At 61.6% G+C, this 26,066-nt stretch carries 22 protein-coding genes and 1 other RNA gene; 12 read left to right on the top strand and 11 right to left on the bottom strand.

Annotated features, from left to right (window positions below):
• Nucleotides 1–8: 8 nt before the first annotated feature.
• A complete protein-coding gene (gyrB, locus tag B0H98_RS08180; RefSeq protein WP_106374579.1) occupies nucleotides 9–2,429 on the top strand; it encodes a DNA topoisomerase (ATP-hydrolyzing) subunit B in 2,421 nt (806 codons plus the stop codon).
• 125 nt (nucleotides 2,430–2,554) lie between these two features.
• On the opposite strand, the gene gmhB is transcribed toward gyrB, so the two are convergent.
• The 4 genes from gmhB to glyQ all read right to left on the bottom strand — a co-directional run bounded on the left by gmhB (nucleotide 2,555) and on the right by glyQ (nucleotide 7,253).
• Nucleotides 2,555–3,118, bottom strand: a complete 564-nt coding sequence (gmhB, locus tag B0H98_RS08175; RefSeq protein WP_106374578.1) for a D-glycero-beta-D-manno-heptose 1,7-bisphosphate 7-phosphatase — start codon at nucleotides 3,116–3,118, stop codon at nucleotides 2,555–2,557.
• Between the two features lie 11 nt (nucleotides 3,119–3,129).
• A complete protein-coding gene (locus B0H98_RS08170) occupies nucleotides 3,130–3,918 on the bottom strand; it encodes a BUD32 family EKC/KEOPS complex subunit (RefSeq protein ID WP_106374577.1) in 789 nt (262 codons plus the stop codon).
• 309 nt (nucleotides 3,919–4,227) lie between these two features.
• Nucleotides 4,228–6,294 (bottom strand): glycine--tRNA ligase subunit beta, encoded by a 2,067-nt coding sequence (gene glyS / locus B0H98_RS08165; protein WP_106374576.1) that lies wholly within the window; start codon nucleotides 6,292–6,294, stop codon nucleotides 4,228–4,230.
• Nucleotides 6,294–7,253, bottom strand: coding sequence for a glycine--tRNA ligase subunit alpha (glyQ, locus tag B0H98_RS08160; protein ID WP_106374575.1), 960 nt, complete (start codon nucleotides 7,251–7,253; stop codon nucleotides 6,294–6,296). The genes glyS and glyQ overlap by 1 nt, the downstream gene beginning before the upstream one ends.
• Nucleotides 7,254–7,411: 158 nt before the next feature.
• Here glyQ and rfaD point away from each other — a divergent pair, with 158 nt between their 5' ends.
• Entirely contained in the window at nucleotides 7,412–8,368 is a 957-nt protein-coding gene (gene rfaD, locus B0H98_RS08155; protein WP_106374574.1) for an ADP-glyceromanno-heptose 6-epimerase, read from the top strand.
• A complete protein-coding gene (waaF, locus tag B0H98_RS08150; RefSeq protein ID WP_106374573.1) occupies nucleotides 8,361–9,407 on the top strand; it encodes a lipopolysaccharide heptosyltransferase II in 1,047 nt (348 codons plus the stop codon). Before rfaD ends, waaF begins: the two co-directional genes overlap by 8 nt.
• Here waaF and B0H98_RS08145 read toward each other — a convergent pair.
• Nucleotides 9,397–11,049 carry a sulfatase-like hydrolase/transferase gene (locus B0H98_RS08145; RefSeq protein WP_106374572.1) on the bottom strand — a complete coding sequence of 551 codons (1,653 nt, stop codon included), beginning with the start codon at nucleotides 11,047–11,049 and terminating at the stop codon, nucleotides 9,397–9,399. The genes waaF and B0H98_RS08145 overlap by 11 nt on opposite strands.
• A 178-nt stretch (nucleotides 11,050–11,227) precedes the next feature.
• Between B0H98_RS08145 and B0H98_RS08140 the strand changes: the two genes are divergently transcribed.
• Complete coding sequence (locus tag B0H98_RS08140; RefSeq protein WP_106374571.1) at nucleotides 11,228–11,974, top strand: glycosyltransferase family 2 protein; 747 nt, start codon at nucleotides 11,228–11,230, stop codon at nucleotides 11,972–11,974.
• Here the strand turns inward: B0H98_RS08140 and B0H98_RS08135 are convergent.
• Nucleotides 11,954–12,991: a glycosyltransferase family 9 protein gene (locus tag B0H98_RS08135; protein WP_106374570.1), complete on the bottom strand. Its 1,038-nt coding sequence runs from the start codon at nucleotides 12,989–12,991 to the stop codon at nucleotides 11,954–11,956. The two genes, B0H98_RS08140 and B0H98_RS08135, sit on opposite strands and share 21 nt — an antisense overlap.
• Before the next feature lie 66 nt (nucleotides 12,992–13,057).
• On the opposite strand from B0H98_RS08135, the gene B0H98_RS08130 reads away from it, so the two are divergent.
• Complete coding sequence (locus tag B0H98_RS08130) at nucleotides 13,058–14,191, top strand: glycosyltransferase (RefSeq protein WP_244183038.1); 1,134 nt, start codon at nucleotides 13,058–13,060, stop codon at nucleotides 14,189–14,191.
• Here the strand turns inward: B0H98_RS08130 and B0H98_RS08125 are convergent.
• On the bottom strand, nucleotides 14,173–14,922 hold the full coding sequence (locus B0H98_RS08125; protein WP_106374569.1) for a 3-deoxy-D-manno-octulosonic acid kinase: 750 nt from the start codon (nucleotides 14,920–14,922) through the stop codon (nucleotides 14,173–14,175). The two genes, B0H98_RS08130 and B0H98_RS08125, sit on opposite strands and share 19 nt — an antisense overlap.
• Between B0H98_RS08125 and B0H98_RS08120 the strand changes: the two genes are divergently transcribed.
• From B0H98_RS08120 to waaA, 3 genes are read left to right on the top strand one after another with little or no spacing between them, the layout of a single operon-like run.
• The gene (locus B0H98_RS08120) at nucleotides 14,921–16,018 is read left to right on the top strand and encodes a glycosyltransferase family 9 protein (RefSeq protein ID WP_106374568.1); all 1,098 of its coding nucleotides are present in this window, start codon (nucleotides 14,921–14,923) and stop codon (nucleotides 16,016–16,018) included. The two genes, B0H98_RS08125 and B0H98_RS08120, sit on opposite strands and share 2 nt — an antisense overlap.
• Nucleotides 16,008–17,438: a bifunctional D-glycero-beta-D-manno-heptose-7-phosphate kinase/D-glycero-beta-D-manno-heptose 1-phosphate adenylyltransferase HldE gene (gene hldE, locus B0H98_RS08115; protein ID WP_106374567.1), complete on the top strand. Its 1,431-nt coding sequence runs from the start codon at nucleotides 16,008–16,010 to the stop codon at nucleotides 17,436–17,438. The genes B0H98_RS08120 and hldE overlap by 11 nt, the downstream gene beginning before the upstream one ends.
• On the top strand, nucleotides 17,438–18,736 hold the full coding sequence (waaA, locus tag B0H98_RS08110; RefSeq protein ID WP_244183037.1) for a lipid IV(A) 3-deoxy-D-manno-octulosonic acid transferase: 1,299 nt from the start codon (nucleotides 17,438–17,440) through the stop codon (nucleotides 18,734–18,736). Before hldE ends, waaA begins: the two co-directional genes overlap by 1 nt.
• Nucleotides 18,737–18,742: 6 nt before the next feature.
• On the opposite strand, the gene rpiA is transcribed toward waaA, so the two are convergent.
• Nucleotides 18,743–19,417 (bottom strand): ribose-5-phosphate isomerase RpiA, encoded by a 675-nt coding sequence (gene rpiA, locus B0H98_RS08105; RefSeq protein WP_106374566.1) that lies wholly within the window; start codon nucleotides 19,415–19,417, stop codon nucleotides 18,743–18,745.
• Nucleotides 19,418–19,585: 168 nt separating this feature from the next.
• On the opposite strand from rpiA, the gene ilvA reads away from it, so the two are divergent.
• Nucleotides 19,586–21,100 (top strand): threonine ammonia-lyase, biosynthetic, encoded by a 1,515-nt coding sequence (gene ilvA / locus B0H98_RS08100; RefSeq protein WP_106374565.1) that lies wholly within the window; start codon nucleotides 19,586–19,588, stop codon nucleotides 21,098–21,100.
• 385 nt (nucleotides 21,101–21,485) lie between these two features.
• Here the strand turns inward: ilvA and B0H98_RS08095 are convergent, their stop codons facing one another.
• From B0H98_RS08095 to B0H98_RS08085, 3 genes are all read right to left on the bottom strand, one after another.
• Nucleotides 21,486–22,112: a 5-formyltetrahydrofolate cyclo-ligase gene (locus B0H98_RS08095; protein WP_106374564.1), complete on the bottom strand. Its 627-nt coding sequence runs from the start codon at nucleotides 22,110–22,112 to the stop codon at nucleotides 21,486–21,488.
• A 7-nt stretch (nucleotides 22,113–22,119) separates the two neighbouring features.
• Nucleotides 22,120–22,303, bottom strand: a non-coding RNA gene (gene ssrS / locus B0H98_RS08090) — 6S RNA.
• Between the two features lie 53 nt (nucleotides 22,304–22,356).
• Nucleotides 22,357–22,656, bottom strand: a complete 300-nt coding sequence (locus B0H98_RS08085; protein WP_106374563.1) for a cell division protein ZapA — start codon at nucleotides 22,654–22,656, stop codon at nucleotides 22,357–22,359.
• A gap of 160 nt (nucleotides 22,657–22,816) precedes the next feature.
• On the opposite strand from B0H98_RS08085, the gene B0H98_RS08080 reads away from it, so the two are divergent.
• The 3 genes from B0H98_RS08080 to ubiH all read left to right on the top strand — a co-directional run bounded on the left by B0H98_RS08080 (nucleotide 22,817) and on the right by ubiH (nucleotide 26,062).
• A complete protein-coding gene (locus B0H98_RS08080) occupies nucleotides 22,817–23,395 on the top strand; it encodes a UPF0149 family protein (protein WP_106374562.1) in 579 nt (192 codons plus the stop codon).
• Between the two features lie 14 nt (nucleotides 23,396–23,409).
• Nucleotides 23,410–24,750, top strand: coding sequence for a Xaa-Pro aminopeptidase (gene pepP, locus B0H98_RS08075; RefSeq protein ID WP_106374561.1), 1,341 nt, complete (start codon nucleotides 23,410–23,412; stop codon nucleotides 24,748–24,750).
• Nucleotides 24,751–24,832: 82 nt separating this feature from the next.
• Entirely contained in the window at nucleotides 24,833–26,062 is a 1,230-nt protein-coding gene (gene ubiH / locus B0H98_RS08070) for a 2-octaprenyl-6-methoxyphenyl hydroxylase (protein ID WP_106374560.1), read from the top strand.
• The last annotated feature ends 4 nt before the right edge of the window (nucleotides 26,063–26,066 follow it).

The following is a 26,066-nucleotide window of genomic DNA, read 5'->3' as shown; positions in this document are numbered from 1 at the left end:
AGTGGTCAATGAGCGAGCAGGCTTACGATTCATCAAGCATCAAGGTGCTCAAAGGGCTGGATGCGGTACGTAAACGTCCCGGTATGTACATCGGCGATACCGATGATGGCACCGGGCTGCACCATATGGTTTTCGAGCTGGTGGATAACTCCATCGATGAAGCTCTGGCAGGCCATTGCAGCGAGATTCGCGTGGTTATTCATGCCGACGAATCGGTTACCGTCAGCGATAACGGGCGTGGCATTCCTACGGAATTGCACGAAGGCGAGGGCGTTTCTGCCGCTGAAGTCATCATGACCGTGCTTCACGCCGGCGGCAAATTTGACGACAACTCCTACAAGGTGTCGGGTGGCCTCCACGGTGTAGGCGTCTCCGTGGTCAACGCGCTTTCTGAAGAGCTGCGTCTGACCATCTGGCGTCAGGGTGAAGTGTTCGAGCAGATCTATCAGCACGGTGTGCCTCAGGCGCCGCTGGGCGTGGTGGGTAAAACGGAAAAGCACGGTACGCGCGTGCATTTTCGCCCTTCGCCGGGCACCTTTGCCAATATCGAATTCCACTACGATATTCTGGCCAAGCGCCTGCGCGAGCTGTCGTTTTTGAACTCCGGCGTTGCCATTCGCCTGATCGACGAGCGCAGCGGCAAGGAAGAGCTGTTTCACTATGAAGGCGGCCTCAAGGCCTTTGTCGATCACCTGAACTCCAACAAGGCCGTGCTCAACCCGGTGTTTCATTTCAACGCCGTACGCGACGACGGGGTGGAAGTCGAAGTGGCCATGCAGTGGAGCGATGTCTTCACCGAAAGCATTTTCTGCTATACCAACAACATTCCCCAGCGGGATGGCGGGACGCACCTGGCCGGCTTCCGGGCAGCGCTGACGCGGACGATGAACAACTACATCGAAGCCGAAGGTCTGCTGAAGAAAACCAAGGTAAATACGGCGGGCGATGATGCCCGTGAAGGCCTGACGGCGATTATTTCCGTCAAGGTGCCGGATCCGAAGTTCTCATCGCAGACCAAGGACAAGTTGGTCTCGTCTGAGGTGAAGACCGCCGTTGAGCAGGAAATGGGCCGTCTGTTTGCCGAGTACCTGATCGAAAAACCCAGCGAAGCGAAAGCTATCGTCAACAAGATGCTGGACGCTGCCCGCGCTCGTGAAGCGGCACGCAAGGCCCGTGACATGACGCGGCGCAAGGGTGCGCTGGATATCGCAGGTCTGCCCGGCAAGCTGGCGGACTGCCAGGAAAAGGACCCCAGCCAGTCCGAGCTCTACCTGGTGGAGGGTGACTCGGCCGGCGGCAGCGCCAAGCAGGGTCGTGACCGGCGTACTCAGGCAATTCTGCCGCTCAAAGGCAAGATCCTGAACGTCGAGAAGGCACGCTTTGACAAGATGCTGTCATCCGCCGAAGTCGGCACGCTGATTACCGCGCTGGGTTGCGGTATCGGCCGTGAAGAGTTCAATCCGGACAAGCTGCGCTACCACTCGATCATCATCATGACCGATGCGGACGTGGACGGCTCGCACATTCGTACGCTGCTGCTGACGTTCTTCTTCCGCCAGATGCCAGAGCTGATCGAGCGTGGGCACATCTTCATCGCCCAGCCGCCGCTTTACAAGATCAAGCGCGGCAAGCAGGAACTCTACCTGAAAGACGAGCAGGCCATGGTCGATTACCTGACCACCACGGCACTGGACGGTGCCGGGCTTTACGTCAATCCGGACGCGCCGGGTATTGCCGGTTCGCAGCTTGAAGCCTTGGTAAATCAATACCGTAACGTGATGAAGCGTATTGATCGCCTGGCGCGCGTGTACCCGATCGAAGTGCTCAGGCAGATCATTCACGCCTCCGGGCTACAGGGTGAGGCGAGCCTGAAAGATCGCGTCACCATGCAGAACTGGATTGCCGAGCTGCAAAAGGCAATGGACGACATGGTCGCCTACGAAGGTGGCCCACGCTACACCTTCTACCTCAAGGAAGACGACGAGCGCGGCCTGCTGCTGCCAACGGTTTCGCTGATCGCCCATGGTGTCACTACCGAGTACGAGTGGGGCCTGGATTTCTTCGAAAGCGCCGACTATCGCGCGGTGGCCGCACTCGGCGACACGCTCAACGGGCTGCTGGAAGAGGGCGCGTTCATTTCCCGCGGCGAGCGTCAAAAGCCGGTATCGCACTTCTCTGAAGTGCTTGCCTGGCTGATGCAGGAAGGCCAGCGTGGTCTTTCCGTACAGCGCTATAAGGGCCTTGGTGAGATGAACCCGGATCAGCTGTGGGAAACCACGATGGATCCGGACAGTCGCCGTATGCTGCGTGTAACCATCGAAGATGCGGTAGGCGCCGACAGAATGTTCAATACGCTGATGGGCGATGACGTCGAGCCGCGTCGTGACTTCATCGAGACCAATGCTCTGGTCGCGAACCTCGATGTGTAGCGACGCTTGACGAATGTTTCACGTGAAACATTGAAACAAGAAAGCCGCGGACCTTGGTTCGCGGCTTTTTTTATGCAGGTTGTTTTAACGGCGTACCGATAAAAAGCAGAGTCAGTCGAGTGGAGTCAGTCGATGGTACCCGCCAGCAGGGTATCGACAAATTCGGCCAGATCAGCGCACACCAATGTGTGTTCCAGGCCAATGCCTTTTGCCGCGGTTTTTTCCCCCTTGCCGGTTTTGACCAGGACCGTTCGGCAGCCGCAGGCTTCACCCGCCTGCAGGTCGCGCAGGCTGTCGCCCACCATCCAGCTACCCGCCAGGCTGTCCAACGCCAATGCTTGCTGAATATCGTGGAGCAGGCCGGGCAGGGGTTTTCGACAGCGGCACGCATCATCCGGTCCGTGAGGGCAATAGGCAATATGCGCAATGCACCCGCCGGCCTCTTCCACCAGTGAATTCATTCGCGTATGCATGCGGTCAAGCTCCGCCTCGGAGTAATAGCCGCGGGCAATGCCTGACTGATTGGTCGCTACCGCCACCGTGAAACCCGCCTGGCTCAGGCGGGCAATGGCATTGATGGCGGTGGGGTAGGGGATCCACTCCTCAAGCGACTTGATGTAGGCATCTGAATCCTGGTTGATGACACCATCGCGATCAAGAATGACCAGCTGTTGAGGGGCTATCGGCATCGAAACTCTCGTTAAAGTCGCTTGTTGAGGACGGCGAGCGCCTGCAGGGTAACGCTTATCTTGCGACCGTCGCTGCCCAGAAACTTGAAGGGGAGGCGCTGCAAGCGAAGCAGTTTCGGCAGTATTTCGCAGAAGCGTTCGCGCACTTCCTGGTTGGCGTTACGCAGGCCTTCCAGAAGTGCAGGCGTCAAACGCTCGCACTGTGTAGGTGACTTGTACAGTTTGCCATACAGCGAAAAGATAAAGCAGTACCAGTCGCGCACCATGCAGTCCACCGGCGGGTGTACCTGGCCGGGATCAGTTTCGAAATCGATGAAGACGGTCTTGTCGTCAGTCACCAGAATATTGCGCGCAAAGGCTTCACTCAGGTAGCAGTCGCGTTGGTGAACGCGGTTGAGAGCTTCAATACTGCGCGCAAGTGTCCGGTCAATCTGCTCCGGGTTATCGGTACTCTTGAGTTTATCCAGCAGCGTAACGGCCGGCGCCTCTGACGTGCCTGCGTCGGCCAGCAGCAGCGCCTTGGGCGTTTGCGCCAGAATGGTAGGGACTTGAATGCCCGCGCGGCGTAGCGCTTCGATACGCTGAGCCTCGGTGATGATACTCTGTTCGCCGCCGGTGTTAGGCACGGGTTTCAGAGCATCCAGCTTGAGCCAGGCGGCCAGCAGTTTAAGAGGCGCATAGGCCAAGTGTGAATTACGCTTGGCGGCACGCTTTAGCCATACTCGCTCGCCGTTAAGCGTATGCGCGGACATGGTGGCCTGCTGCTTAGGCATGGTATCGAGCAAGAAGAGATCGTACATGAAGGTTACCTCACGGCCTGGCTGGCCTGGAGCGGCTGCTATCGTTGACGCTAAAACGACTTATATGCAGAAAATATTCGTTTGAATAAAATATCGATTATTTTACCTCCTTGTTTCACGTGAAACAAAACAAATGCAATGTGGTTACGCTTATTGAAATAGACGTTCAGAAATGACTTCGCTATTGGGTCGCGAAAGCCATAAGCCATTCTCAGCTGCCTGAGCAGGGATCATATAACCGTAATGTTTCACGTGAAACAAAAAAACCGATGGCCATTGCCATCGGTTTTAAGTGCAGCGTACTAGCGCTTATTGCGGCAGCAAGGAGATATCAGCCACTTTAAGAAACAGCGCTTGCAGGCTCGCCAGAAGCGCCAAGCGGTTACGGCGAATTGCCTCGTCATCGGCCATGACCATTACCTGATCAAAAAAGGCGTCGACCGGCTCACGCAGGGTTGCCAGCGTATCCAGGGCCTGCTGGTAGTTACCCGCAGCGAACAGCGGTGTAACGTCTGCCTGGCGTTGGCTGACGGCATCGAACAGCGTGCGCTCGGCGTCTTCCTGGAGAAGACTCTGATCGATCTGAGTACTGCCATCGTGCTCCTGCTTGCTCAGGATATTGGAAACTCGCTTGTTGGCAGCGGCCAGAGCGGCAGCTTCTTCACGCTGGGCAAACGCCTTGACGGCGCGCAGACGGCGGGCAAAGTCGAGCGGATTGGTAACCGGGCGGGCACGCACAGCCAGATACATCTCGGCGCTGATACCCTCTTCCTGGCCCCAGGCGCGGAAACGGTCGAGCATGTAGGTCAGCACGTCTTCGACCAGGCCTTCTGCTTTAGGCAGCCCCTGATGCTGTTCAGCGGCAACTCTGAGCAGTTCGCGCAGATCAAGATCAAGCTCGCCTTTCACCAGAATGTTCAATACGCCGATAGACGCGCGGCGCAGGGCAAAGGGGTCCTTGGCGCCGGTAGGGCGCTGGCCGATGCCGAAAATACCCACCAGCGTATCCAGGCGGTCCGCCAGGGCGAGCGCCTGGCCGGTCAGGCTTTGCGGAATGGCGTCGCTGGCAAAGCGTGGCAGGTACTGCTCTTCAAGCGCCTGGGCAACATCGGCAGGCTCGCCATCCTGCTCGGCATAGTAACGGCCCATGGTGCCCTGAAGCTCGGGGAATTCGAGCACCATTTCGGTAACCAGGTCGCACTTGGCAAGCGCGACGGCGCGCTGGGCGTTGGCAACATCGGCACCGATCTTCTGCGCGATGAAAGTGGCAATCACCGTACTGCGGCGCGCCTTGTCCGCCAGCGTACCCAGCTGCTGCTGGAACACCACGCTTTCCAGCTGCGCAATGCGCGAAGCAAGCGTGCGCTTGCGGTCGGTATCGTAGAAGAAGGCCGCATCGGCCAGGCGTGGACGAATGACCTTCTCGTTACCTGAAATCACCTGCTGAGGGTCGGCACTGTCGATGTTCGAGATGGTAATGAACAGCGGCTTGAGCTTGCCCTGGTCATCCAGCAGGTGGAAGTACTTCTGGTTGGCCTTCATCGAGGAGATCAGACACTCTGCCGGTACCTCTAGAAAGCGCTCATCAAAGCTGCCGGTCAGCGCGACGGGCCACTCGACCAGGCCGCTTACCTCGACCAGCAGATCTTCATCGATGACGGCATTGGCGTCCTGAACTTCAGCTTCGGCCAACACCTGCTCGCGAATACGTTCCCGGCGCATGTTTCGGTCCGCCAGCACGTAGGCGTTCTCAAGCTCCGCCAGGTAGCTGTCGGCGTGCTCGAGCTGAATGGCATCCGGCGCATGGAAGCGGTGGCCGTAGGTCGTGCGGCTGGCCTGCAAACCCAGTACGTCAGCGGCGATGACCTCAGTGCCGTAAAGCGCGACCAGCCAATGCACCGGGCGGGAGAATTCAATCCGTGAGGCGCCCCAGCGCATGTTCTTGGGCACCGGCAGGGCGCTTACGGCCTTGCGCAGAATATCCGGCAGCAGCGCCTGAACGCTTTCACCCTGCTGCTGCTCGCGAAAGCCGAGCCAGGTCCCCTTGTCGGTTTCCAGATGGATCAGCTCATCCACGGTGACCCCACAAGAGCGGGCGAAGCCTTCGGCGGCTTTCGTCGGGGCGCCGTCCTTGAACGCGGCGGCAAGCGCCGGGCCACGGCGCTCCACTTCGCGGTCAGGCTGCTTGTCGGCAAGTTCGCTGACCTGAACGGCCAAACGGCGCGGCGTGGCGTAGGCCGTCACGCCTTGAAACGGAATCTCGGCTTCCTGCAGGCCCTTTTCGATGCCGGCTGCAAACGCATCGGAGAGAGCGTCCAGCGCCGTGGGGGGAAGCTCTTCGGCACCCAGTTCCAGTAAAAGTGTATCAACAGCCATCATGCGTCTCCCTGATCGGCTAACAGTTCGCGGCGAAGGGCTTCAGGGGCCATTGGGAAACCTTCTGCTTTGCGTGACTCATAGTAGGCGTGGGCAACGTCTCGGGCCATGGTGCGCACGCGTAGAATGAAGCGCTGGCGTTCGGTCACGGAAATGGCGTGGCGGGCGTCCAGCAGGTTGAAGGTGTGCGAAGCCTTGAGCACTTGCTCGTAAGCGGGCAGCGGCAGGTTGGCGGCCAGCAGCTTGGCGCACTCGCGCTCCTGATGGTCGAAGGAGGCAAACAGCTGATCGACGTCGGCGTGCTCGAAGTTGTAGGCCGACTGCTCGCGCTCGTTCTGCAGGTAGACGTCGCCGTAGCTCACCTTGCTGCCGTCCGGGGCGATGGCCCAGACCAGGTCGTAGACGCTATCGACGTTCTGCAGGTACATGGCGATACGCTCGAGGCCGTACGTCAGCTCGCCGGTGACCGGATAGCACTCGATGCCGCCGGCCTGCTGGAAGTAGGTGAACTGGGTAACTTCCATGCCGTTGAGCCATACTTCCCAGCCCAGGCCCCAGGCGCCCAGCGTCGGTGACTCCCAGTTGTCCTCGACAAAGCGGATGTCGTGCACCAGCGGGTCCAGACCCAGGCGCTTGAGCGAGCCCAGGTAAAGGTCCTGCAGGTTGCTGGGCGAGGGCTTCATCACCGTCTGGAACTGGTAGTAGTGCTGCAGGCGGTTGGGGTTCTCGCCGTAGCGGCCGTCGGTCGGGCGGCGGGAGGGCTGCACGTAGGCCGCGTTCCAGCTTTCCGGACCAATCGAGCGCAGAAAGGTGGCGGGATGGAAGGTACCCGCGCCGACTTCCATATCGAGAGGCTGAAGGATCACGCAGCCCTGTTCTGCCCAGTACTGTTGCAGAGCAAGGATCAAGCCTTGAAAGGTCGACACATCAGGTGTCGATTGGTTTGTCGAGACACTCATCGCAGAAAGCACCGTTGGCCATGAATTCATAAGCCGTCAAGTATACAATCCCAGGCAGATGGGTTATAGGCACGTATGAGAATAGGCACGTATGCGAATAGCCATGTATGCGAGCAGGCACGTATGCCAACACAGCAGCTTTTGGTAAGGAGAACGCAATGATCGTTGTAACAGGCGGTGCCGGTTTCATTGGAGCCAATATTGTCAAAGCCCTCAATGAGCGAGGCCGCGATGACGTCATGGTGGTCGACGACCTGCGCGACGGTACCAAGTTCGTCAACCTGGCGGACTGCACGCTGGCCGACTATCTGGACAAGGACGATTTCCTTTCCCGAGTGAAAGCGGCACTGCGCGGCGAGACCGTGGACCTGCCCAGAATCGAGGCCATTTTCCATGAGGGCGCCTGCTCCGATACCACGGAGTGGGACGGCCACTACATGATGGAAAACAACTTCGAGTACTCCAAGGTGCTGCTCAACTACTGCGAGAAATTCGGCATCCCGTTTCTGTACGCTTCTTCAGCAGCGACCTACGGCGGCAGCGAAGTGTTCAAGGAAGCCCCCGAGCACGAGAAACCACTCAACGTCTACGGCTACTCGAAGCTTCTGTTCGACCAGCACGTGCGTGCGCGCTGGGACAAGCTGACCACTCAGGTGGTCGGGTTTCGTTACTTCAACGTGTATGGCCCCCGTGAGCAGCACAAGGGCAAGATGGCAAGCGTGGCCTACCACAACCATCTGCAGATCCGAAACGGCGAAACGCTCAAGCTGTTTGGCGCCTACGGCGGCTATGAAGCGGGTATGCAGAGTCGCGACTTCGTCTATGTAGGTGATGTGGTGGACGTCAATCTTTGGTTTCTGGATAACCCCCAGGCATCGGGCATCTTCAACCTCGGCACCGGTCGGGCGGAACCCTTCAAGGCGATTGGCGAGGCGGTCATCGACTTTTACGGCAAGGGCCAGATTGACTACATCGACTTCCCTGAAGAGTTGAAGGGGCGCTATCAGAGCTACACGCGCGCGGATATCAGCCACCTGCGCGACGCCGGGTGCGACGTCGAGTTCAAGACCGTGGCACAGGGCGTGACCGCCTATCTGGAGTGGCTGAATGGCTAGTTCAGCCAAACGCTTGCTGGTGGTTGGCCCCTCCTGGGTCGGCGATATGGTCATGGCTCAGAGCCTGTTCATGACGCTCAAGGCCCGCGATCCTGAAGCCACCATCGGCGTGGTGGCACCGGCCTGGTCGCAGCCGATTCTGGAGCGCATGCCAGAGGTCGACGAGGTGCTGCCGCTGGCGGTGGGCCACGGCGAGTTTGGCCTGGCCAACCGCCGCGAACTTGCCGGCCGGATGAAGGGCCGCTTTGATCGCGCCATCGTACTGCCGCGCTCCTGGAAGGCAGCACTGGTGCCGTTCATGGCCCGCATACCGGAGCGGGTGGGGTTTCTGGGCGAGCACCGCTATGGGCTGCTCAAGGAGCGGCGCAAGCTCGACAAGCAGGTGCTGGATCAGACCGTCAAGCGCTTCGTATCGCTGGGGTTGCCCTTGAGCGAGGCCGAGCAGGGAGAGTTCGCGATTCCCAAGCCGCGTTTGACCATTGACCGGGACAATCTGGTGAACCTGCGTCTGACCCATGCATTGTCGTCGCGCCCGGCGATTGGCATGATGCCGGGGGCCGAGTACGGCCCGGCCAAGCAGTGGCCGCTGGCGTATTTTCACGCGCTGGCCAAACGTCTGATAGGTGATGGTTTCGAGATACGCGTACTGGGGGGGCCGAAAGACCATGCGGCAGGGGAGGCGATCGTCAAGGGGCTGCCCCACGCCCATAACCTGTGCGGCAAGACCCAGCTGGCCGACGCGGTGGACCTGCTGGCCGACTGCCGTCAGGTGGTCACCAACGACTCGGGACTGATGCACGTGGCCGCCGCGGTAGGCGTGCGCATTCATGCGCTTTACGGCTCATCCTCGCCGGCCTATACGCCGCCGCTCACCGATAACGCCGCGATCCACTATCTGGGGCTTTCCTGCTCGCCCTGTTTTGAGCGAACCTGCCCGCTGGGGCACACCAACTGTCTGAATCAGCTGGATGTCGAGCAGGTCTACCAGGCCATGCGCGCCGATGCACAGCGTGCACGCGGCGTGATCGTCAACGCATGATAGGCACTTCGTCGGTCTGATCCGCCGGCGTTTCGAATATCTGCGAGGCCGGCGACTCCTCGACATCACGTCGCTGGGGGGCAAGGCCTTCCCACAGGCGGTGCTGTAGCGCGGTCTCTTCGCGCAGGCGCTCGTTGAGCACTTCGATACCGTGGACTTCCACCAGCGTGGGCTTTTCGCCAAGCAGTGATGCACCCAGCCCGGCGCGGTGCTCATCGAGCGTAAAGCCCAGCGCTTCCAGAATGGTGGGGAAGACATCCAGCATGGTGGCATCCCGGCGAATACGCTGGGGGGCGATATGGTCGCCCAGCATGATCAGCGTATTGTCACGATCCAGCGCCGTGAGCTGATCCCATACCGATACCCGCATGGTGAGATGGTCGCTGAGTACGACCACCAGGGTATTGTCCAGCAGGCCTTCACGCTCGAGCTGCTCGATGAATGCCCGCGCCTCATGGGCTGAACACTCCACCGAGTAGAGAATATCCTGGCCATCGAAGGGACCTTGACGATTCTGGCAGGTCTGGGACGGGAAGCCGCTGGGAGCGTGGCCCGCAAGGTTAAGATTCACCACCGCCCAAGGGCCGCTATCTTGCTCATTCAAGCGGCGGATCTCATCCAGGGTCAGGTCGTAAAGCGTGTCGTCATAGAGTCCCCAGCTGTTGAGATACTCCGGGTCCTCCATGTCGGGCAGAAAGTCCTCCTTGCCCTTTACCGTATTGAACTGGTGTCCACGATAGAAAAGCCCCTTGCCGGCAAACTGCGTGCTGGCGCCACCCAGGTAGCTGAGCCGGTAGCCCTGGGCGGCAAGAATATCGCCCAGGCAGTCGACGCCCGGCACCACCTGCGTGAGCGGCTCAAACTGGGTGTCGTGTAAAAGCCCTGCAGGCATCAGCGGAACACCACACTGGCTGGCAATCATGCCGGCCATGGTCCAGCCGGTATTGTCCATCTGCCGGATGCCTTCAAATACCAGGCCCTGCTCGCCAAGCGCGTTCAAATCGGCATAGGCGTCGCCAAAGATATCGTTTCCGTAGGTCCGCTCCAGACTCTCCAGGTACATGATCAGCAGGTTGGGTGCCTGCTGGGGCTCTTCCATGGGCGGGGGCATGTAGCGGCGATTGAGCCACTCGCCATCATCCGCGACTAGGGCCACGCTGCGCTGGCCCAGGCCATAGAGCAGCGGATTGGCCGCCAGCAGGAGAATGGCAAAAAAGCGCTCGGCCAGACGCCAGCGCTGATCGTGCCGGGAAAGCCAGGTGACCGAGGCCAGAATGGCGATGACTACAAGGATATAAAGCACCGCCGAGATCATCTTGCCTGCACCGCCGTGCTCCGCCATTCCGGCCTGCAAGTGGAAGAACACCGCCCCCAGGTCCACGTTGCCAAAGCTGTCGGCCAGATAGACGTAGATGCCCGCCAGGCTCAGCGGCACCAGTGACCAGGGCCAGATTCGACGATAGCGAGCGTTTGGCGGGCGGCCCCAGGCAAGCTTTACGCCCAGGCCGATCCACACCGCCGCAATAGGAAGCAGGGTCCACCAGGGCAGGCGGGTCAGCACGGTAGTGGCATAGCCCAGGCTGAAGCCAAGAATCGCCAGTGGCAGCCAAGGCGTAAGCCTGAGTGACGTCAATGCGGGCATGCCGTATCCCTTCGATAGCGCAAAATAAGCCGTCAAGCTTACCAAATGTTGTCAGCCCAAGGGACGATTCCTGCTCCCTGCGTGCTAGCATGAGCCTTGATCCCCGGTAGCCGAATACGCTTTTATACGCGCCTACCCACTTTTCTGGCAAAGGTGAGCCGTGCCGATTTCCGCCGTTATGATTGTAAAAAACGAAGCGCATCACTTGCGTGAGTGCCTGGAGACCCTTGCCTGGGCCGATGAAATTGTCGTGCTGGATGCAGGCAGCCAGGATGACACCTGCGCCATCGCACGCGAGTACACCGAAAACGTCAGCGTGGAGACGGACTGGCAGGGCTTCGGCGTTCAGCGCCAGCGGGCCCAGGCGCTGGCCAGCCACGAATGGGTACTGATGGTGGATGCCGACGAGCGGGTAACGCCTGAGCTGCGTGCCAGTATTCTCAAGGCCATACAGCAGCCGCCGGCGGTTTACAGCGCCAGCCGCCTGTCATGGTGCTTCGGGCGCTTCATTCGCCACTCCGGCTGGTATCCGGACCGGGTACTGCGTCTTTATCCCAGAACTCAGGCCGTCTATAACGCCGCGCTCGTGCATGAAAAGCTGGACGTGCCGGAGGGGTTGGCCGTCAAGCGCCTGTCCGGCGACCTGCTGCACTATACCTATCGTGATCTTCGCCACTACCTGGAAAAGTCCGCCCACTACGCCCAGGCCTGGGCGGAACAGCGCGCCGCCCAGGGGAAAACCGCCACATTAGGCAGCGGCGTCACCCACGGGATTGCCTGTTTTCTCAAGATGTATGTGCTCAAGGCGGGCTTCAGGGACGGCAAGCAGGGTTTTCTGCTGGCGCTGCTCTCGGCGCACTCCACGTTCAACAAGTACGCCGATCTCTGGATACGTACCCGCACGTCACCCGTCGAGAAGCGCTGATATCTGCCTGACCGCTGCATCGATATCGATCGCTGCCATATCCTGCTGGTCGGCCGCTGCCGGCGGGCTGAACGCCAGGCGCCGGTCGGCGCTGTTGCAGGTTTGCCAGCGCAGCGGCGTTGCCGAGCGCTTGGCCGGGTAGAATCCGGCGGTGGCAATGTTCAGGCAGCCGGCAATATGCAGGGGGCCGGTCGAACCCGCGATCAACATATCGGTGCCGGCCAGCTGCTGGGCAAACTCGGCCACGCTTGCGCTTGCCGGCAGGCGCTGTGCGCTAATTCCGCTACTTTTCAACTGATCAATCAATGCCTGGGCGCCCGCTTCCTCGCCAGGACCTGCGCTGATCAGCCAGCAGGCGGTTGAATCGCTCAACTGCCGCTCAACACCACCTATCAATGCCGCATACTGCTCAATCGATAAATTGACCGCCGAGCCGCCGCTGCCGGGGTGAACCACTATCAGCCGGGCTGAGGCTGGCGCCTCGGTGGCGCCTTCCAGTCGCTTTCGCTGCTCGGCCTTTCGGGCGTCCTCCACCGGCCAGAAAGGCGGGGCGGGCAGGGCGTTCAGCGAAAGCGAAAGGCGGGCGAGCAGCGCGCAGGCAAGATCAACGTTGTACTGATACTCGGGCTTTTCCGAGCGCGAACGCCGCTGGCGGATACGCACGTTATAAAACAGCTGCGCCCATTTGGTCGCCGGGGCTACGCGCAGGGCGATGTTGGCCCTGAAGCCCAGCCAGCCAATCCGCGGTGTTGAAAAAAGCGTCAGCAGGGCATCAAACCGGGCGGCCTTGACGCTTTCGAGCAGCGCTTTTTGGGCTGCTTTGTCGGCCTGCTGGCCCGGGTCGATGATCACTTCATCCACCCACGGGCAGGCGTGAGCCAAGGGAGCGGTATAGGCGGGCACCAGTACCGTCACGTGCGGGGCGGGCGATGCGCTTTTCAGACATGCCAGCGCTGGCCAGGCCAGCATAAAGTCACCGATCTTGTCGTTGCGCACAACGAGCAATTTCTTCGCCATGGTTTAAGCCCTGTTAATTGCAGCCTGTATACTACAAGAGATTGTATTCATTGTTTAACGGTGCGTATGGGTGGTGACGGGATGGCGGACAAGGTGCTGCAACTGTGCATGTCGGACGGCAAGGGTGGAATGGAGCTCTATGTCGACCGGGTTATCGAGGATTTGAAGGCGGAGGGCTGGGAGGTCATCGGCATCTGCCTTGAAAATACCCGGATCGAAACGTACATGCAGCGCCATGAGGTGCCCTGCAAGGCCTTCAAGAGCAATCTCGCGGCGCTCGCCAGCGTGCTGAGTATCCGCCGCTGGCTGGTCGAGCAGGGCGTGAAGGTGGTTCACTGTCACAAGTCGAGCGATCTGAGGCTCAGCGCGCTGCTGAAGTGTCTGATGCCCGAGCTCAACGTGCTGTATACCGACCACGTAGGCGGGCGCAGGCCCAAGAAAAACCCCTACCACCGGTTTGCCTATGGCAAGGTGGACCGCGTTCTGTCGATCAGCCAGGCTACCCACCAGCGCAATGTCAGCAACCTGCCCGTGCCGCGTGAACACGTTATCTGCCTGCCCCACGGGGTGAATATCAATACCTACCGGCCGTGGGATGACCCGCGGGCGATCCGCGCCAAGCGTGACGCATTAGGCGTGCCCGAAGGCGCGGTGGCCATTGGCCTGCCGGGGCGGGTCACGCCCGGCAAGGGGCAGGATGTGTGGGTCAAGGCGCTGCTCGAACTTGCCCCCACGCTTGATTTTCATGCACTTTCCATCGGCGGGACGGACTACGCCTCCGGCGGTACGGAAAGTTTCTATGCCGAGCTGCAGGCATTGATTGCCGGCACGCCGCTTGCCGAGAAGATTACCTTTCTGGGACACCGTGACGATCTGACCGAGATTCTGCCGGTGCTGGACATGGTCTGCATTCCCTCGGAAAACGAGGCCTTCGGGCTGACGATCATCGAGTCCATGGCCTGCGCCATGCCGATCATTGGCTCCAACACCGGCTCGCTGCCGGAGCTGGTCGATAGCGCTTGCGGCGTGCTGGTAGGGCCGCACGACGTCAACGCCTGGGCGGGTGCCATTGGCGCCATGGTGCGCGATGACGCCGGGCGCGCGGCGATGGGCCGGGCCGCCCGAGCGCGCGTCGAGCAGCACTTCAGCAACAAGCAGCACGTCAAGCGGTTGATCGAGCTTTACCGGGGGGCGGTGTAATCCTCGCGGTAGCCTTCATGAACGGTCGCCATGATGGCTTCGACCCGCTCAGGTGGGCTGAATTTGGCCACCGAGCGGCCAAGCCGCGCCAGATTGGCCGCCTGCCATTTGCCGGGTTTACGCCGCCGGCAGCGGTCCAGGTCGATCAGCCAGGGGGCGGCCTCGGGGTCGATCAAAATATTGCGGGCGTTGAGATCCACGTGATCAAGCCCCGCCTGATGAAAGCGCCAGATCATGGCGCCCACCCGGCGCAGCAGGGCGTCGTCGGCGCTATCCGCTTCAAGCAGGCTTGCCAGTGCCCGGGCGCCGGGGATGCGCACGGTAATCAGCGCCGCCTCGTAGGTCACGGCGTGGCGCGTCACGCAGCAGGCGATGGGGGCGGGAACCGGCAGGCCCTGCTCGAAAAGCGCGGCGGTCAGGCGCAGCTCCTGAAACGCCCGGGTACGCTCGGCGCCCAGCCACAGGTAGCGCTTGTCGCTTAGCCTGGCGGCCAGGCCACCACGCCGATAAGGGCGCAATACCCACTGCTGATCCGGCGTTGCCTGTAGAAAAAGCGCGCTTCCCCGGCCAGGGGCTTCACCGGTTATCAGCTGCCGTTCACGCCAGTAGTCGGCGCTGAACAGGGCAGGCCCGATGGGATGGGATAGTTGGTGTGATCCCGGCGCGTCACTTAAACTGTCCGCATCATGTAAAATCAGACTATTTTTCTGCCGGAGTGCCGTTAAGCGCATGAAGCCCTCGTTGCCTGCTGAACCCAAACACATTGCCATTTTGCGCCTTTCCGCCCTGGGCGACGTGTGCAATCTCGTGCCGACGGTACGCGCTCTACAGCGCCAGTGGCCACAAGCGCGCATCACCTGGATTATCGGCAAGGGGGAGCACAGTCTACTGGCGGGGCTATCCGGGGTCGAGTTCGTTGTGTACGACAAGTCGACCGGCATTGCCGGCATGCGCGCTCTGTGGCGCGAGCTTGCCGACACGCGCTTTGACGTGCTCTTGCACATGCAGCAGGCGATCCGTGCCAGCGTGCTTTCGCTGGGATTGAAAGCCGACGTGCGCGTGGGCTATGACAAGGCCCGCGCCAAGGATGCCCAGCACTGGTTTACCCAACATCAGCTGGCGCCTCATGACCGGGCGCACGTGCTGGAGTCGTTCATGGATTTTGCCCGCCTGCTGGGCGTTGCCGATACCCGCCTTGAGTGGGATATGCCGGTACCGCAAACCGCCCTTGATGAAGCCCGGGCGATCAGCGGCGAGGCGCCTTATCTGGTCATCAACCCGTGCAGCAACGCCAGGCTGCGCAATTTTCGCAACTGGTCCGTCGAAGGCTATGCCAGCGTCATTGAACACGCCTGGGTGCAGCATGGTCTGAAAAGCGTGCTGACCGGCGGTGGAAGCTCTCAGGAGCGCGAAATCGGCGAGCAGATCGAGGCCCTGTGCCAGCCCGGCAGCGTCATCAACGCCATTGGCGGCACCTCGCTCAAGGGTGTGCTGGCGCTGATTGGCCAGGCGCGGGCGGTGATTGCCCCGGACACCGGCCCGGCACACATGGCCAACGCCATGGGTACGCCAACGCTTGGGCTCTACGCGACCACCAACCCGCAGCGCGCCGCGCCCTACTGCTGGCGCGATTTTGCCGTGAACGCTTACCCCGAAGCAGTACGCGCCTACCTGCATAAAGAGGTGGACGCGGTGAGCTGGGGTCAGCGGGTACGCCATCAGGACGCCATGGCGCTGATCAAGACCGATACCGTCATCGCCAAGCTCGACGCGCTCTTGGCGCATACAGCCCCCGATACCGTTGCAGGATCCCGTCATGAAAGTTGATCTAACCGCTCTTGAACATGCCCACGTACTGGTCGTGGGTGACGTCATGCTCGACCGCTACTGGCACGGCGGCACGTCGCGCATTTCCCCGGAAGCGCCGGTGCCCGTGGTGCGCGTGGAAGAAGCAGACGACCGCCCGGGCGGGGCGGCCAACGTGGCGCTCAACGTGGCCTCGCTGGGCGGGCATGCAGCACTTGCCGGCGTGGTCGGAGACGATGACAACGCCAACCTGCTCGAAGCTCGTCTGCATACGGCCAATGTAAGCACTTACTTTCAGCGCAGCAGCGACGTGCCCACGATTACCAAGCTGCGCGTGATGAGCCGCAACCAGCAGCTGCTGCGCCTGGATTTCGAGCAGCGCCTGGATCGTGTGGACACCACCGGCCTGCTTGAGCAGGTGGAAAAAGCCCTGCCCGACTGCGACGTGGTGATTCTTTCCGACTACGGCAAGGGTACTCTCAACCAGGTCGAGCGGCTGATCACCCAGGCCCGTGCCCACGGCAAACGCGTGCTGATCGATCCCAAGGGCCAGGATTTCACCAAGTACCGCGGCGCGAGCCTGATCACTCCCAATCTTACCGAGTTCGAGGCGGTGGTGGGGCACTGCGCAAGTGATGCCGAGCTTGCCAGTCGCGGTGAAGCGCTGCGCGCCGAGCTCGAGCTTGAAGCGCTGCTGATTACCCGGAGCGAAAAGGGCATGACCCTGATCTGCGCGGGCCAGCCGCCGATTCATCTGCCCACGCGCGCCCAGGAAGTGTTTGACGTTACCGGCGCCGGTGACACGGTCATCGGCCTGATGGGCCTGGCGTTGGCCGCCGGCCACGCGCTGCCTGAAGCCATGATGCTGGCCAACCTGGGTGCCGGGCTGGTGGTGGCCAAGCCCGGCACCGCTACGCTTTCGGTCGCCGAGCTTTATACCGCGCTGCACGGTGACAAGCTGGCCGAGTTTGGTGTCATCGAGCAGGCGCCGCTGATCGAAGCGGTACGCGCCGCCCAGCTGCGCGGCGAGCGCGTGGTCATGACCAACGGCTGCTTCGATATCCTGCACGCCGGGCACGTGGCCTACCTCGAGCAGGCTCGCCGCCTGGGCGACCGGCTGATCGTGGCGGTCAACGACGACGCCTCGATTGGCCGCCTGAAAGGCCCCAAACGGCCGATCAACCCGCTCAACCGGCGCATGCAGGTACTGGCAGGCCTGGGCGCCGTGGATTGGGTGGTGCCGTTCAGCAACGATACCCCGCAGGCACTGATCGAAACCGTACTGCCGGATATTCTGGTCAAGGGCGGCGACTACCGGCCGGAAGACATTGCCGGCGGTGACGCGGTACGTGCCCACGGCGGCGAGGTCAAAGTACTTGGCTTTGAAGATGGCGTCTCCACCACGGCCATGATCAGCTCCATTCTGGATCGCGAGGGGTAGTGGCCAATAGCCCAAAGCGCCGCGCCTGGCCGCGCCTGGCCTACTCGGGCGCGCTGTATGCGCTGTCACCCTTGCTTGGCCTGCGCATCTGGCGTGAACAGCTATCCGGCTACTCGCGCGGGCAGCGGCTGGGCGTTCAGCTGGGCACGCTACCCGATACACCACGGCTCTGGCTGCACTGTGCGTCGGTAGGCGAGGTGCGCGCCGCGCGTCCGCTGATCGACGCGCTTCTGACGCGCTACCCGCAGCACGGCCTGTTGTTGACCACCATGACCGCCACCGGTGCCCAGCAGGCCCGGGCGATCATCGATGAGCAGCATGACCCGACGCGGCTCGCCCACTGTTTCCTGCCCCTGGATTTTCCCGGCGCGGCGCGGCGTTTCGTGCGCCGTGTGAAGCCCGCTCTTGCGATCATGTTTGAAACCGAGCTGTGGCCCAACTTGCTGCACGTCTGCAGACGCCTTGACGTGCCGGTAGCGGTGGTCAACGGCCGGCTGTCGCCTCGAGCATTCAACCGCTATCAGAAAATCACTCCGCTGATGGCCAGCGCGCTGGGTAACGTTACGTGGCTTGCCGCCAAGTCCCCGGCCGATGCCGAACGGTTTGAAGCATTGGGCTGCGCGCCGGAGAAGACCGCCATTGTCGGCTCGCTTAAATTCGAACAAGTAACGCCTGAAGCGGCGCTTGATGAAAGTAAGCGCTTACTTGAAAGCTGGGGAAACCGGCCAGTGTGGGTGGCGGGTTCGACCCGCGATGGCGAAGAGGCCCTGCTGCTTGAGGCCCACCGCCAGCTGCTCGAGCGCTTTCCAGACGCGTTGCTGGTCATGGCGCCGCGCCACCCTCAGCGCTTTGACGAGGTGGCCGCCCTGTGTTCGGCTCAGGGCTTCGAGACTCGTCGGCGCAGCCTGGGCCAACTTGCTACCCGGGAAACGCATATCTACCTGGGCGATACGCTGGGCGAGCTTGGCCTGCTGTATGGCGCGGGGCAGGTGGCTTTCGTGGGCGGCAGCCTGGTGCCCCTGGGCGGGCACAACGTGCTGGAACCCGTCGTTTTGGGCAAACCGGTACTGAGCGGTCCGTTCATGGAAAACTTTGCCGATGTGACCGAGCCGCTGCAGGCGGCGGGGGCGCTCACGGTCATAGACGACGTTGCAGCGCTTGTCCGCGCCCTCGAAGCCCGCCTCGATGACCCTGCCCGCTGCAGGGAGGAGGGGCAGGCCGGGATCCGCGTGATCAGAGCGCACCAGGGCGCGCTGGCGCGCACCCTGGATGGCCTGGCGATGCTGATCGATGCCTAGGGGTGCCTAGGGCTTCGTGATGCGCTCGACGCCATCCGCCTTGCCCAGCAGCAGCACGTCAGCGCCGCGCGCAGCGAACAGCCCGTTGGTGACCACGCCGACGATGGCATTGATCCTGGCCTCCATGGCTACCGGGTCGTCGATCATGAAGTCGTAGCAGTCGATGATCTGGTTGCCGTTGTCGGTCACCACGCCCTGGCGATAGACCGGGTCAGCGCCCAGAGCCACCAGTTCGCGGGCGACATACGAGCGCGCCATGGGAATAACCTCGACGGGCAGCGGGAAATCGCCCAGCGTGGCCACGGATTTCGAACCGTCGGCAATGCAGATGAAGCGCTTGGCGCAGGCGGCCACGATCTTCTCGCGGGTAAGCGCAGCGCCGCCGCCCTTGATCATATGCAAGTGAGCATTCACTTCGTCGGCACCATCTATATAGTAAGGCACCGTGCCCACATTGTTCAGCTCGAACACCTCGATACCCAGCGCTTCCAGGCGCTTGGCACTGGCTTCGGAACTTGCCACCGCGCCCTTGAAGCGGTCGCGCAGCGGGCCCAATCGGTCAATGAACAGGTTGGCGGTCGAGCCGGTGCCGATACCCAGCACGGTGTCCTTCTCAAGCCCTGATTCGATCTCTTTGATAGCCGCATCGGCCACGGCGGCCTTGAGTTCGTCTTGCGTCATGGGGAAGCCTTTAGGGGTAAGTCAGAGGATGGTAGGGGTAGTATACCGGCCAAAGCGGCGCCTGCCGATGGAAACGCGGTAGACGCCGGTAGGCGTAATCTGCTACCAATACAGGCTTTGTTCGCGTTTTGCTTGCCCAACCTTCACGTTTTTCCTTTGGATATCCCCATGCTTGAAGCTACCGTCAAAAAGATCCTCCAGGCCAATGTTTACGAGGCGGCTTGCGAGACGCCGATTTCTCCCGCTCCCTTTTTGTCGCGTCGCTTCAACAACCAGATTCTGATCAAGCGTGAAGATCTCCAGCCCGTGTTCTCGTTCAAGATCCGCGGCGCCTACAACAAGATGGCCCAGCTCTCCGAGGAGCAGAAAGCCAAGGGCGTGATTGCCGCCTCGGCGGGTAACCACGCCCAGGGGCTGGCCATGGCGGCCAAGCTGATGGGCGTGAAGGCGGTCATCGTGATGCCGCGCATCACCCCGGAGATCAAGGTGCAGGCGGTACGCGCCCGTGGCGCCAAGGTCGTGCTCAAGGGCGATGCCTTTGCCGCCGCCGCCGAGCACGCCCGGGAGCTGATGGAAGAGCATGGCTACACCTATATTCCCCCCTTTGACGACATAGACGTGATCGCAGGACAAGGCACCATCGGGGTAGAGATACTGCGCCAGCACAGTGGCCGGCTGGACGCCATCTTCGTGCCGGTCGGCGGCGGCGGGCTGATCGCTGGCGTGGCGGCCTACGTCAAGTATCTGCGCCCGGATATCCGGATCATTGGCGTTGAAGCAGAAGACAGCGCCTGCCTCAAGGCGGCTCTCGACGCCAATGAGCGCGTGGTGCTGGATCAGGTCGGCGTCTTTGCCGAAGGGGTCGCGGTTGCCCAGATCGGCGAGGTGCCGTTCATGCTGGTGAAGGACCTGGTGGACGAGGTGATCACGGTCAATACCGATGAGATGTGTGCGGCGGTCAAGGACATCTTCGAAGACACTCGGGCCGTGGCCGAGACTTCCGGGGCGCTGTCGCTTGCCGGCTTGAAGAAGTACGTGCAGCAGACCGGGGTCGAGGGCGAGACGCTTTTATGTATCAACTCCGGCGCCAACACCAACTTTGACCGCCTGCAGCATATTGCCGAGCGCACCGAGCTTGGCGAGCAGCGCGAAGCCATCCTGGCGGTCACCATCGACGAGAAACCCGGCAGCTTCAAGAAGTTCTGCCGCACGCTCGGCAAGCGGATGGTGACCGAGTTCAGCTACCGCTACGCGGATAACAGCGAGGCGCATATCTTCGTCGGCGTACAGGTGAAGCCTGGGGGCGAGGACCGCCGCGCAGTGATCGAAAAGCTTCAGGAAGGCGGCTACCAGGTGGAGGATTTGACCGATAACGAGCTTGCCAAGCTGCACATTCGCCACCTGAGCGGTGGGCGGCCCAGCGAGCGGTTCGAGGAAGAGCTTTACCGCTTCGAGTTTCCCGAGCGCCCGGGCGCACTGATGAACTTTTTGACTCGGCTGCCTCACGACTGGAATATCTCGCTGTTCCACTACCGTAACCACGGCGCCGCCTACGGGCGGGTGCTGGTAGGCATGCAGGTACCCAGCAGCGACCGCACACACGTGGCCGAGTATCTCGACGCCATTGGCTATCGCTACTGGCAGGAAAGCGACAATCCAGCTTATCGACTGTTCATGGCTTGATAGTCAAAATGTATGTAAGCGCTCACTAACTGCAAGGCCAAGAGGTGCCGAGCGCTTGAACATCATCAAAAGGTTTAAATAGGCTTAAAAAATTACCGGTTTTGCAGTTGTCATCCAGACCCTTAAAGCCCTATAGTCGTCAGCGAAATTGATGAGGCGCGTCACCCTTGCCAAATGAGCCGGGTGATACGTCAGTGCAAGGGCGCAAGGTGTTGGAGAGTCGGCATGCGGCGGAAAAAGCCTGATATGGTAATGGCGTTGACAGTGGTGTTTCTATTGGGCGTACTGGCCACTGGCTATGCCCAGGCGTTATCGGGGAGTTAACCCAAACGCTCAGGCATTGCCGCTATTTACCGCAGGGCGATACGGGCTGACCTCATCAAGGTCAGCTCTTTTTTTTGCTCGCTCGCACCACGGCCTCATCGCTCACCACCGCACTGAGCGGCACATCCCAGGGCTCCACGGGCAGCGCTTCTACCTGCTGGCAGGCATGGGCCACGCCGATCAGGTTAGGCGCCGGGCCGCCTCGGCGCATGAAGGCCAGGCTGCGATCATAAAAGCCGCCCCCCATGCCCATGCGGTTGGCGTGGCCATCGAAACCCACCAGCGGCACGATCAGCGTGTCCAGCGCCCAGGCCGGCAGGCGGTTGCGGCGCTGGGCGGCAAACCGGGTGTCGGGCTCAAGAATGCCAAAGCGGTTTTTCACCATGGGCGTGCGCGCATGATAGGCCACAAACCAGAGCGAATTGTCGCTTAACGGCCGTAGAACGGGCAGATAGACCGCCACGTTACGTTTCTGAAACCAGGATAAAAGCGGCGTGGGATCAATCTCGCCATTGACCGGCAGATACAGGCTGATGCGCCGGGCGCGCTGAATTTCGGGCAGGTGCTTGAGATTGAGGCAGAGATCGAGCGCGGCTTGGCGCTGCTCGTCCCTAGAGAGAGCTGAGCGCTTGCGGCGCAGTTGACGGCGCAGGGCGCGCTTGGCGTCAGGGTCGTGCAGGCTTTGCATAAAGTGAGTGTTCCCCAGAATGCCGCTGTCGTTCTGGCCCTGAACCTACTGGTTCAGAGTGGGTGGCCGCAGCCAGACCGTCAGGCTTTCCGACGCACGGACATGCACACGGGCCTGGCTAGCATTTGGCCCCCTGGGTACTGCGCATAGGCTCGAGGGACTATAACGACTGGCGTACACCCCAGAGAACCCCGCTATCCTACCAGAGCTGCGGCTTATACCAAAGTGTTGAATAAAAGGTTAACTAAGGTTGCCGCGCCTTGGTCAAGGCACGTTCTAAGCGGTCGTTCAGGCGGTTCAGGTTGGCTTCGCTGGCGCGGTGTTCGTCGAGCGCTTCCAGCAGTTCATGGGTGATGTTCAGCGCCGCCATCAGCGTGACGCGCTCGCTGCCCAGGGTGCCGCTCTGGGCGTTGATGCCGTTCATGGCACGGTCCAGATAGCGTGCCGCGCGCTCAAGCTTGGCTTCTTCCCCTTTATCACAGGCGATCATGTAGCTGCGCCCGAGTAGGGTGATCTCTTTCGTTGGCCGCTTGGCGTTACTCATTAAAAGCTCCGGCGCGGGCCAGCGAGGGGCCCAATGCGTTAACATCATGGCATAGGAAAAACTATCGTCGCTCACTATAAGAGAGGCGCTTGCGCGGGGTCAACGCGCAAGTATCCGCGGCACATTAACGTATGATCCATTTACACAGCGAGCTATCACTATGTCACTGATCGATGAACGCCAGGATTTTTCTGACGTTGCCGATGTTTTTCTGCTTCACGGCAGCATGCAGTCGCCCGCCTTTCTGGACGGCCGCCTATGTGCGCTTCTGGCCCTGCGCGATGTTACTCCCCAGGCCTGGCTTGAAGAGGTGTGCATAAGTCTGGGCGTCGAGCAGCCCCGCGATGAAGCGAGCGCCGAACGCCTGCTGGGCTGGCGCAAGCAGACCCTGGAAGCACTCAGTGCCAGCGATTTGAACTATGCCCCGCTGCTGCCTGACGAGCTTTTCTCGCTGGCCGAGCAGGCCCAAGGGCTCAAGGAGTGGACGCTGGGCTTTATCGAGGTGGTCGATGAAGTGGTCGACAGCGAGCTGCGTGAGCGCTGGTCCCAGGCGCTGCGCGAGTCGATCGACGACCTGGAAGCGCTCAGTCGGATCGAAACCGATATCGATGACAGCCCGGAAAACGAAAACGATCTGTTTGCCCTGACCGAGCATGCGCGCATGGCCGCCATGCTGCTGTATACCGAGCAGCACCCCGGCAAGCCCCAGGTCGAGCAGACCGACGCACCCGTCCACTAAGCTTTGGAGGCTGTATGTTGCCCGAGTTACTGCCACGGCCCCCGGCCATCGAGGTAAACGAGTACCGCGCACGCCGCGAAGCGCTGATGGCACAAGTGCCTGCCAATGCTGCCGTGGTGCTGCCCGGCGCTGCGCTTGTCACGCGTTCCCACGACAGTGAATATGCGTTTCGCCAGAACAGCGACTTCTATTACCTGACCGGCATTGTCGAACCCGACGCGCTGCTGGTGCTGCTGCCGGGTCGTGAGGCCGGAGAAAGCGTCGTTTTCTGCCAGGACCGCGACCCTACCATGGAGGCCTGGACCGGCCGCCGCCTGGGTGCCCGGGGCGTCGAGCGCGAGCACGGTATCGAGCAGGCGTTCGAAAATACCGACCGCGAAGTACAGCTGCCTGCCCTGCTGGAAGGCCGCGAGCTGCTCTACCTGCCGCTTCAAGACACCGAGGCCCAAGGCATCGCCGAAGAGGCCCTGGCGGCCGCCCAGGCGGGGCTTCGTCGCGGGCGGGCGCCGCTCAAGGGCTGGCTGGACGTCAGCGCGCTGATTCACGCCATGCGGTTGATCAAGAGCGAAGCGGAAATCGCCCTGCTTCGCCACGCGGCGCTGATCTCGGCACAAGCACACGTGCGCGCCATGCGAGCGTCACGCCCGGGCCTTTTCGAGTACCAGCTGCAGGCCGAGCTCGAGCATGAATTTGTCTGGCAAGGCGGCAGTGGCCCGGCCTATAGCACCATCGTGGGCAGCGGCGCGAACGCCTGCGTATTGCACTATATTGAAAATCGCGCGGTGCTGGCGGATAACGCACTGGTACTGATCGATGCCGGCGCCGAGTTCGAGCTCTATGCTGGCGACATTACGCGCACTTTCCCCGTGGCTGGCCGGTTCAGCGATGCCCAGCGCACGCTCTACCAGGTCGTGCTCGATGCCCAGGAGCGCGCCGTTGCTGCGGTCAGGCCCGGCGCTACCCTGGCGGATATCCATCAGGGCGTGGTCGAGGATCTGACCGCCGGGCTGATGGCCCTCGGCCTGCTGGAAGGCGACCTGCAGGCTTTGATCGATGATCAACGCTATCGGCGCTTCTACCTGCACTCCACGTCCCACTGGCTGGGTCTGGATGTTCACGATGTGGGCACCTACCGCCTGGATGAACAGACGGCGCGCCCACTCGAACCAGGCATGGTGCTGACCGTCGAGCCCGGTTTGTATATTCCCGACGAAGACGATATTCCCGCGGCCTACCGCGGAATGGGTATCCGAATCGAGGATAACCTGGTGGTTACCCGGGATGGACACGAAAATCTGACCGCCAAGGCGCCCAAGCAAGTGGCGGAAATTGAAGCGTTGATGGTCAATAAATAATCAGTCAAAACATGTTATCAGCATATTTATGTAAATTACATTACGCCATTACGAAATATTGATGGGTAAGCAGGAGAAGCCAATGCAGCAGTCCGAGCAGACGCCACCGCGGGCGATGACCCACGATATCGTCATCGTAGGAGGGGGGCTGGTCGGCGCCAGCCTGGGCTGCGCGCTGGCGCCACTGATCGAGCGCTATGGCTGGAAAGTCGCCATCATCGAGGCGGCACCGCTGGATGATGCCGCGCTGGACAAGCGCTGGCAGCCGAGCTTCGATGCTCGGGCAAGCGCCATTGCCGAAGGCTCGGCCCAGCGCTTTCGCCAGCTGGGCGTGTGGCAGGCCATGCAGGAAGAGGCCACGCCTATCCGGCAGATTCATATCAGCGAGCGCGGCCGACTGGGCGCTACACGTCTCAATGCCCAGGAGCTTGGCGTGGAGGCGCTGGGGCACGTGATTCCCAACGCCTGGATGGGGCAGGTGCTTCATCGCCACTTGAGAACCCTGCCCGTCGAGTGGTTCTGCCCGGCCAAGGTCGAGCAGCTCTCGCCGGAAGCGGGTGGCCACTACCTGCGCCTTTCTGACGGCAGCGAGCTGCGCGCGCCGTTGACCGTGCTGGCTGACGGCGGGCGCTCGGGGCTCAAGGAGCAGCTGGGCATCAGCAGCCGACGCAACTCCTACGAGCAGACGGCGCTGATTGCCCATGTGGGGATCAGTCAGGCGCACCAGGGCGTTGCCTACGAACGCTTTACCCAGGAGGGCCCCATGGCGCTGCTACCGCTGCCGGGCCAGGCGATGGAGCTGATCTGGACGCACCCGAGCGGCGAGGAGCAGGCGCGCATGGCGCTACCCGAACGCGAGTTTCTTGCCCAGCTTCAAGCCGCGTTCGGGGACCGCGTCGGGCGCTTTACCCGGGCGGGCAAGCGCTACAGCTACCCGCTTTCGCTGGTCACGGCCAAGGAGCCTGTGCGCCCGGGGCTGGCGGTGCTGGGCAATGCCGCTCACGCGCTGCATCCAGTGGCGGGGCAGGGATTCAATCTGGCGCTACGCGGCATCATGGATCTGGTAGAGGCGCTTGAGCAGGGCGAACAGGCCCGCCGGCCACTTGGCGATATGACGACGCTGCTGGCCTTTGAGGGCAAGCGTGCGCGTGACCGTGGCAATGTGATCCGCTTCAGCGACGGTCTGGTGCGTCTGTTTGGCCAATCGCTGCCACTCTTGCCCCACGCCCGGGCGGCCGGATTGATCGGTCTGAACCTGTTCGGCCCGCTGCGCCGCGGTCTGGCGCGCCGAGCAATGGGGCTTGAGCGCTAAGACG

The sequence above is a fragment of the Vreelandella songnenensis genome (assembly GCF_003002925.1).
Taxonomy (GTDB): domain Bacteria; phylum Pseudomonadota; class Gammaproteobacteria; order Pseudomonadales; family Halomonadaceae; genus Vreelandella; species Vreelandella songnenensis.
The sequence above is the reverse complement of the archived record's forward strand: the minus strand, read 5'-3'. Positions and strand labels throughout refer to the sequence as shown.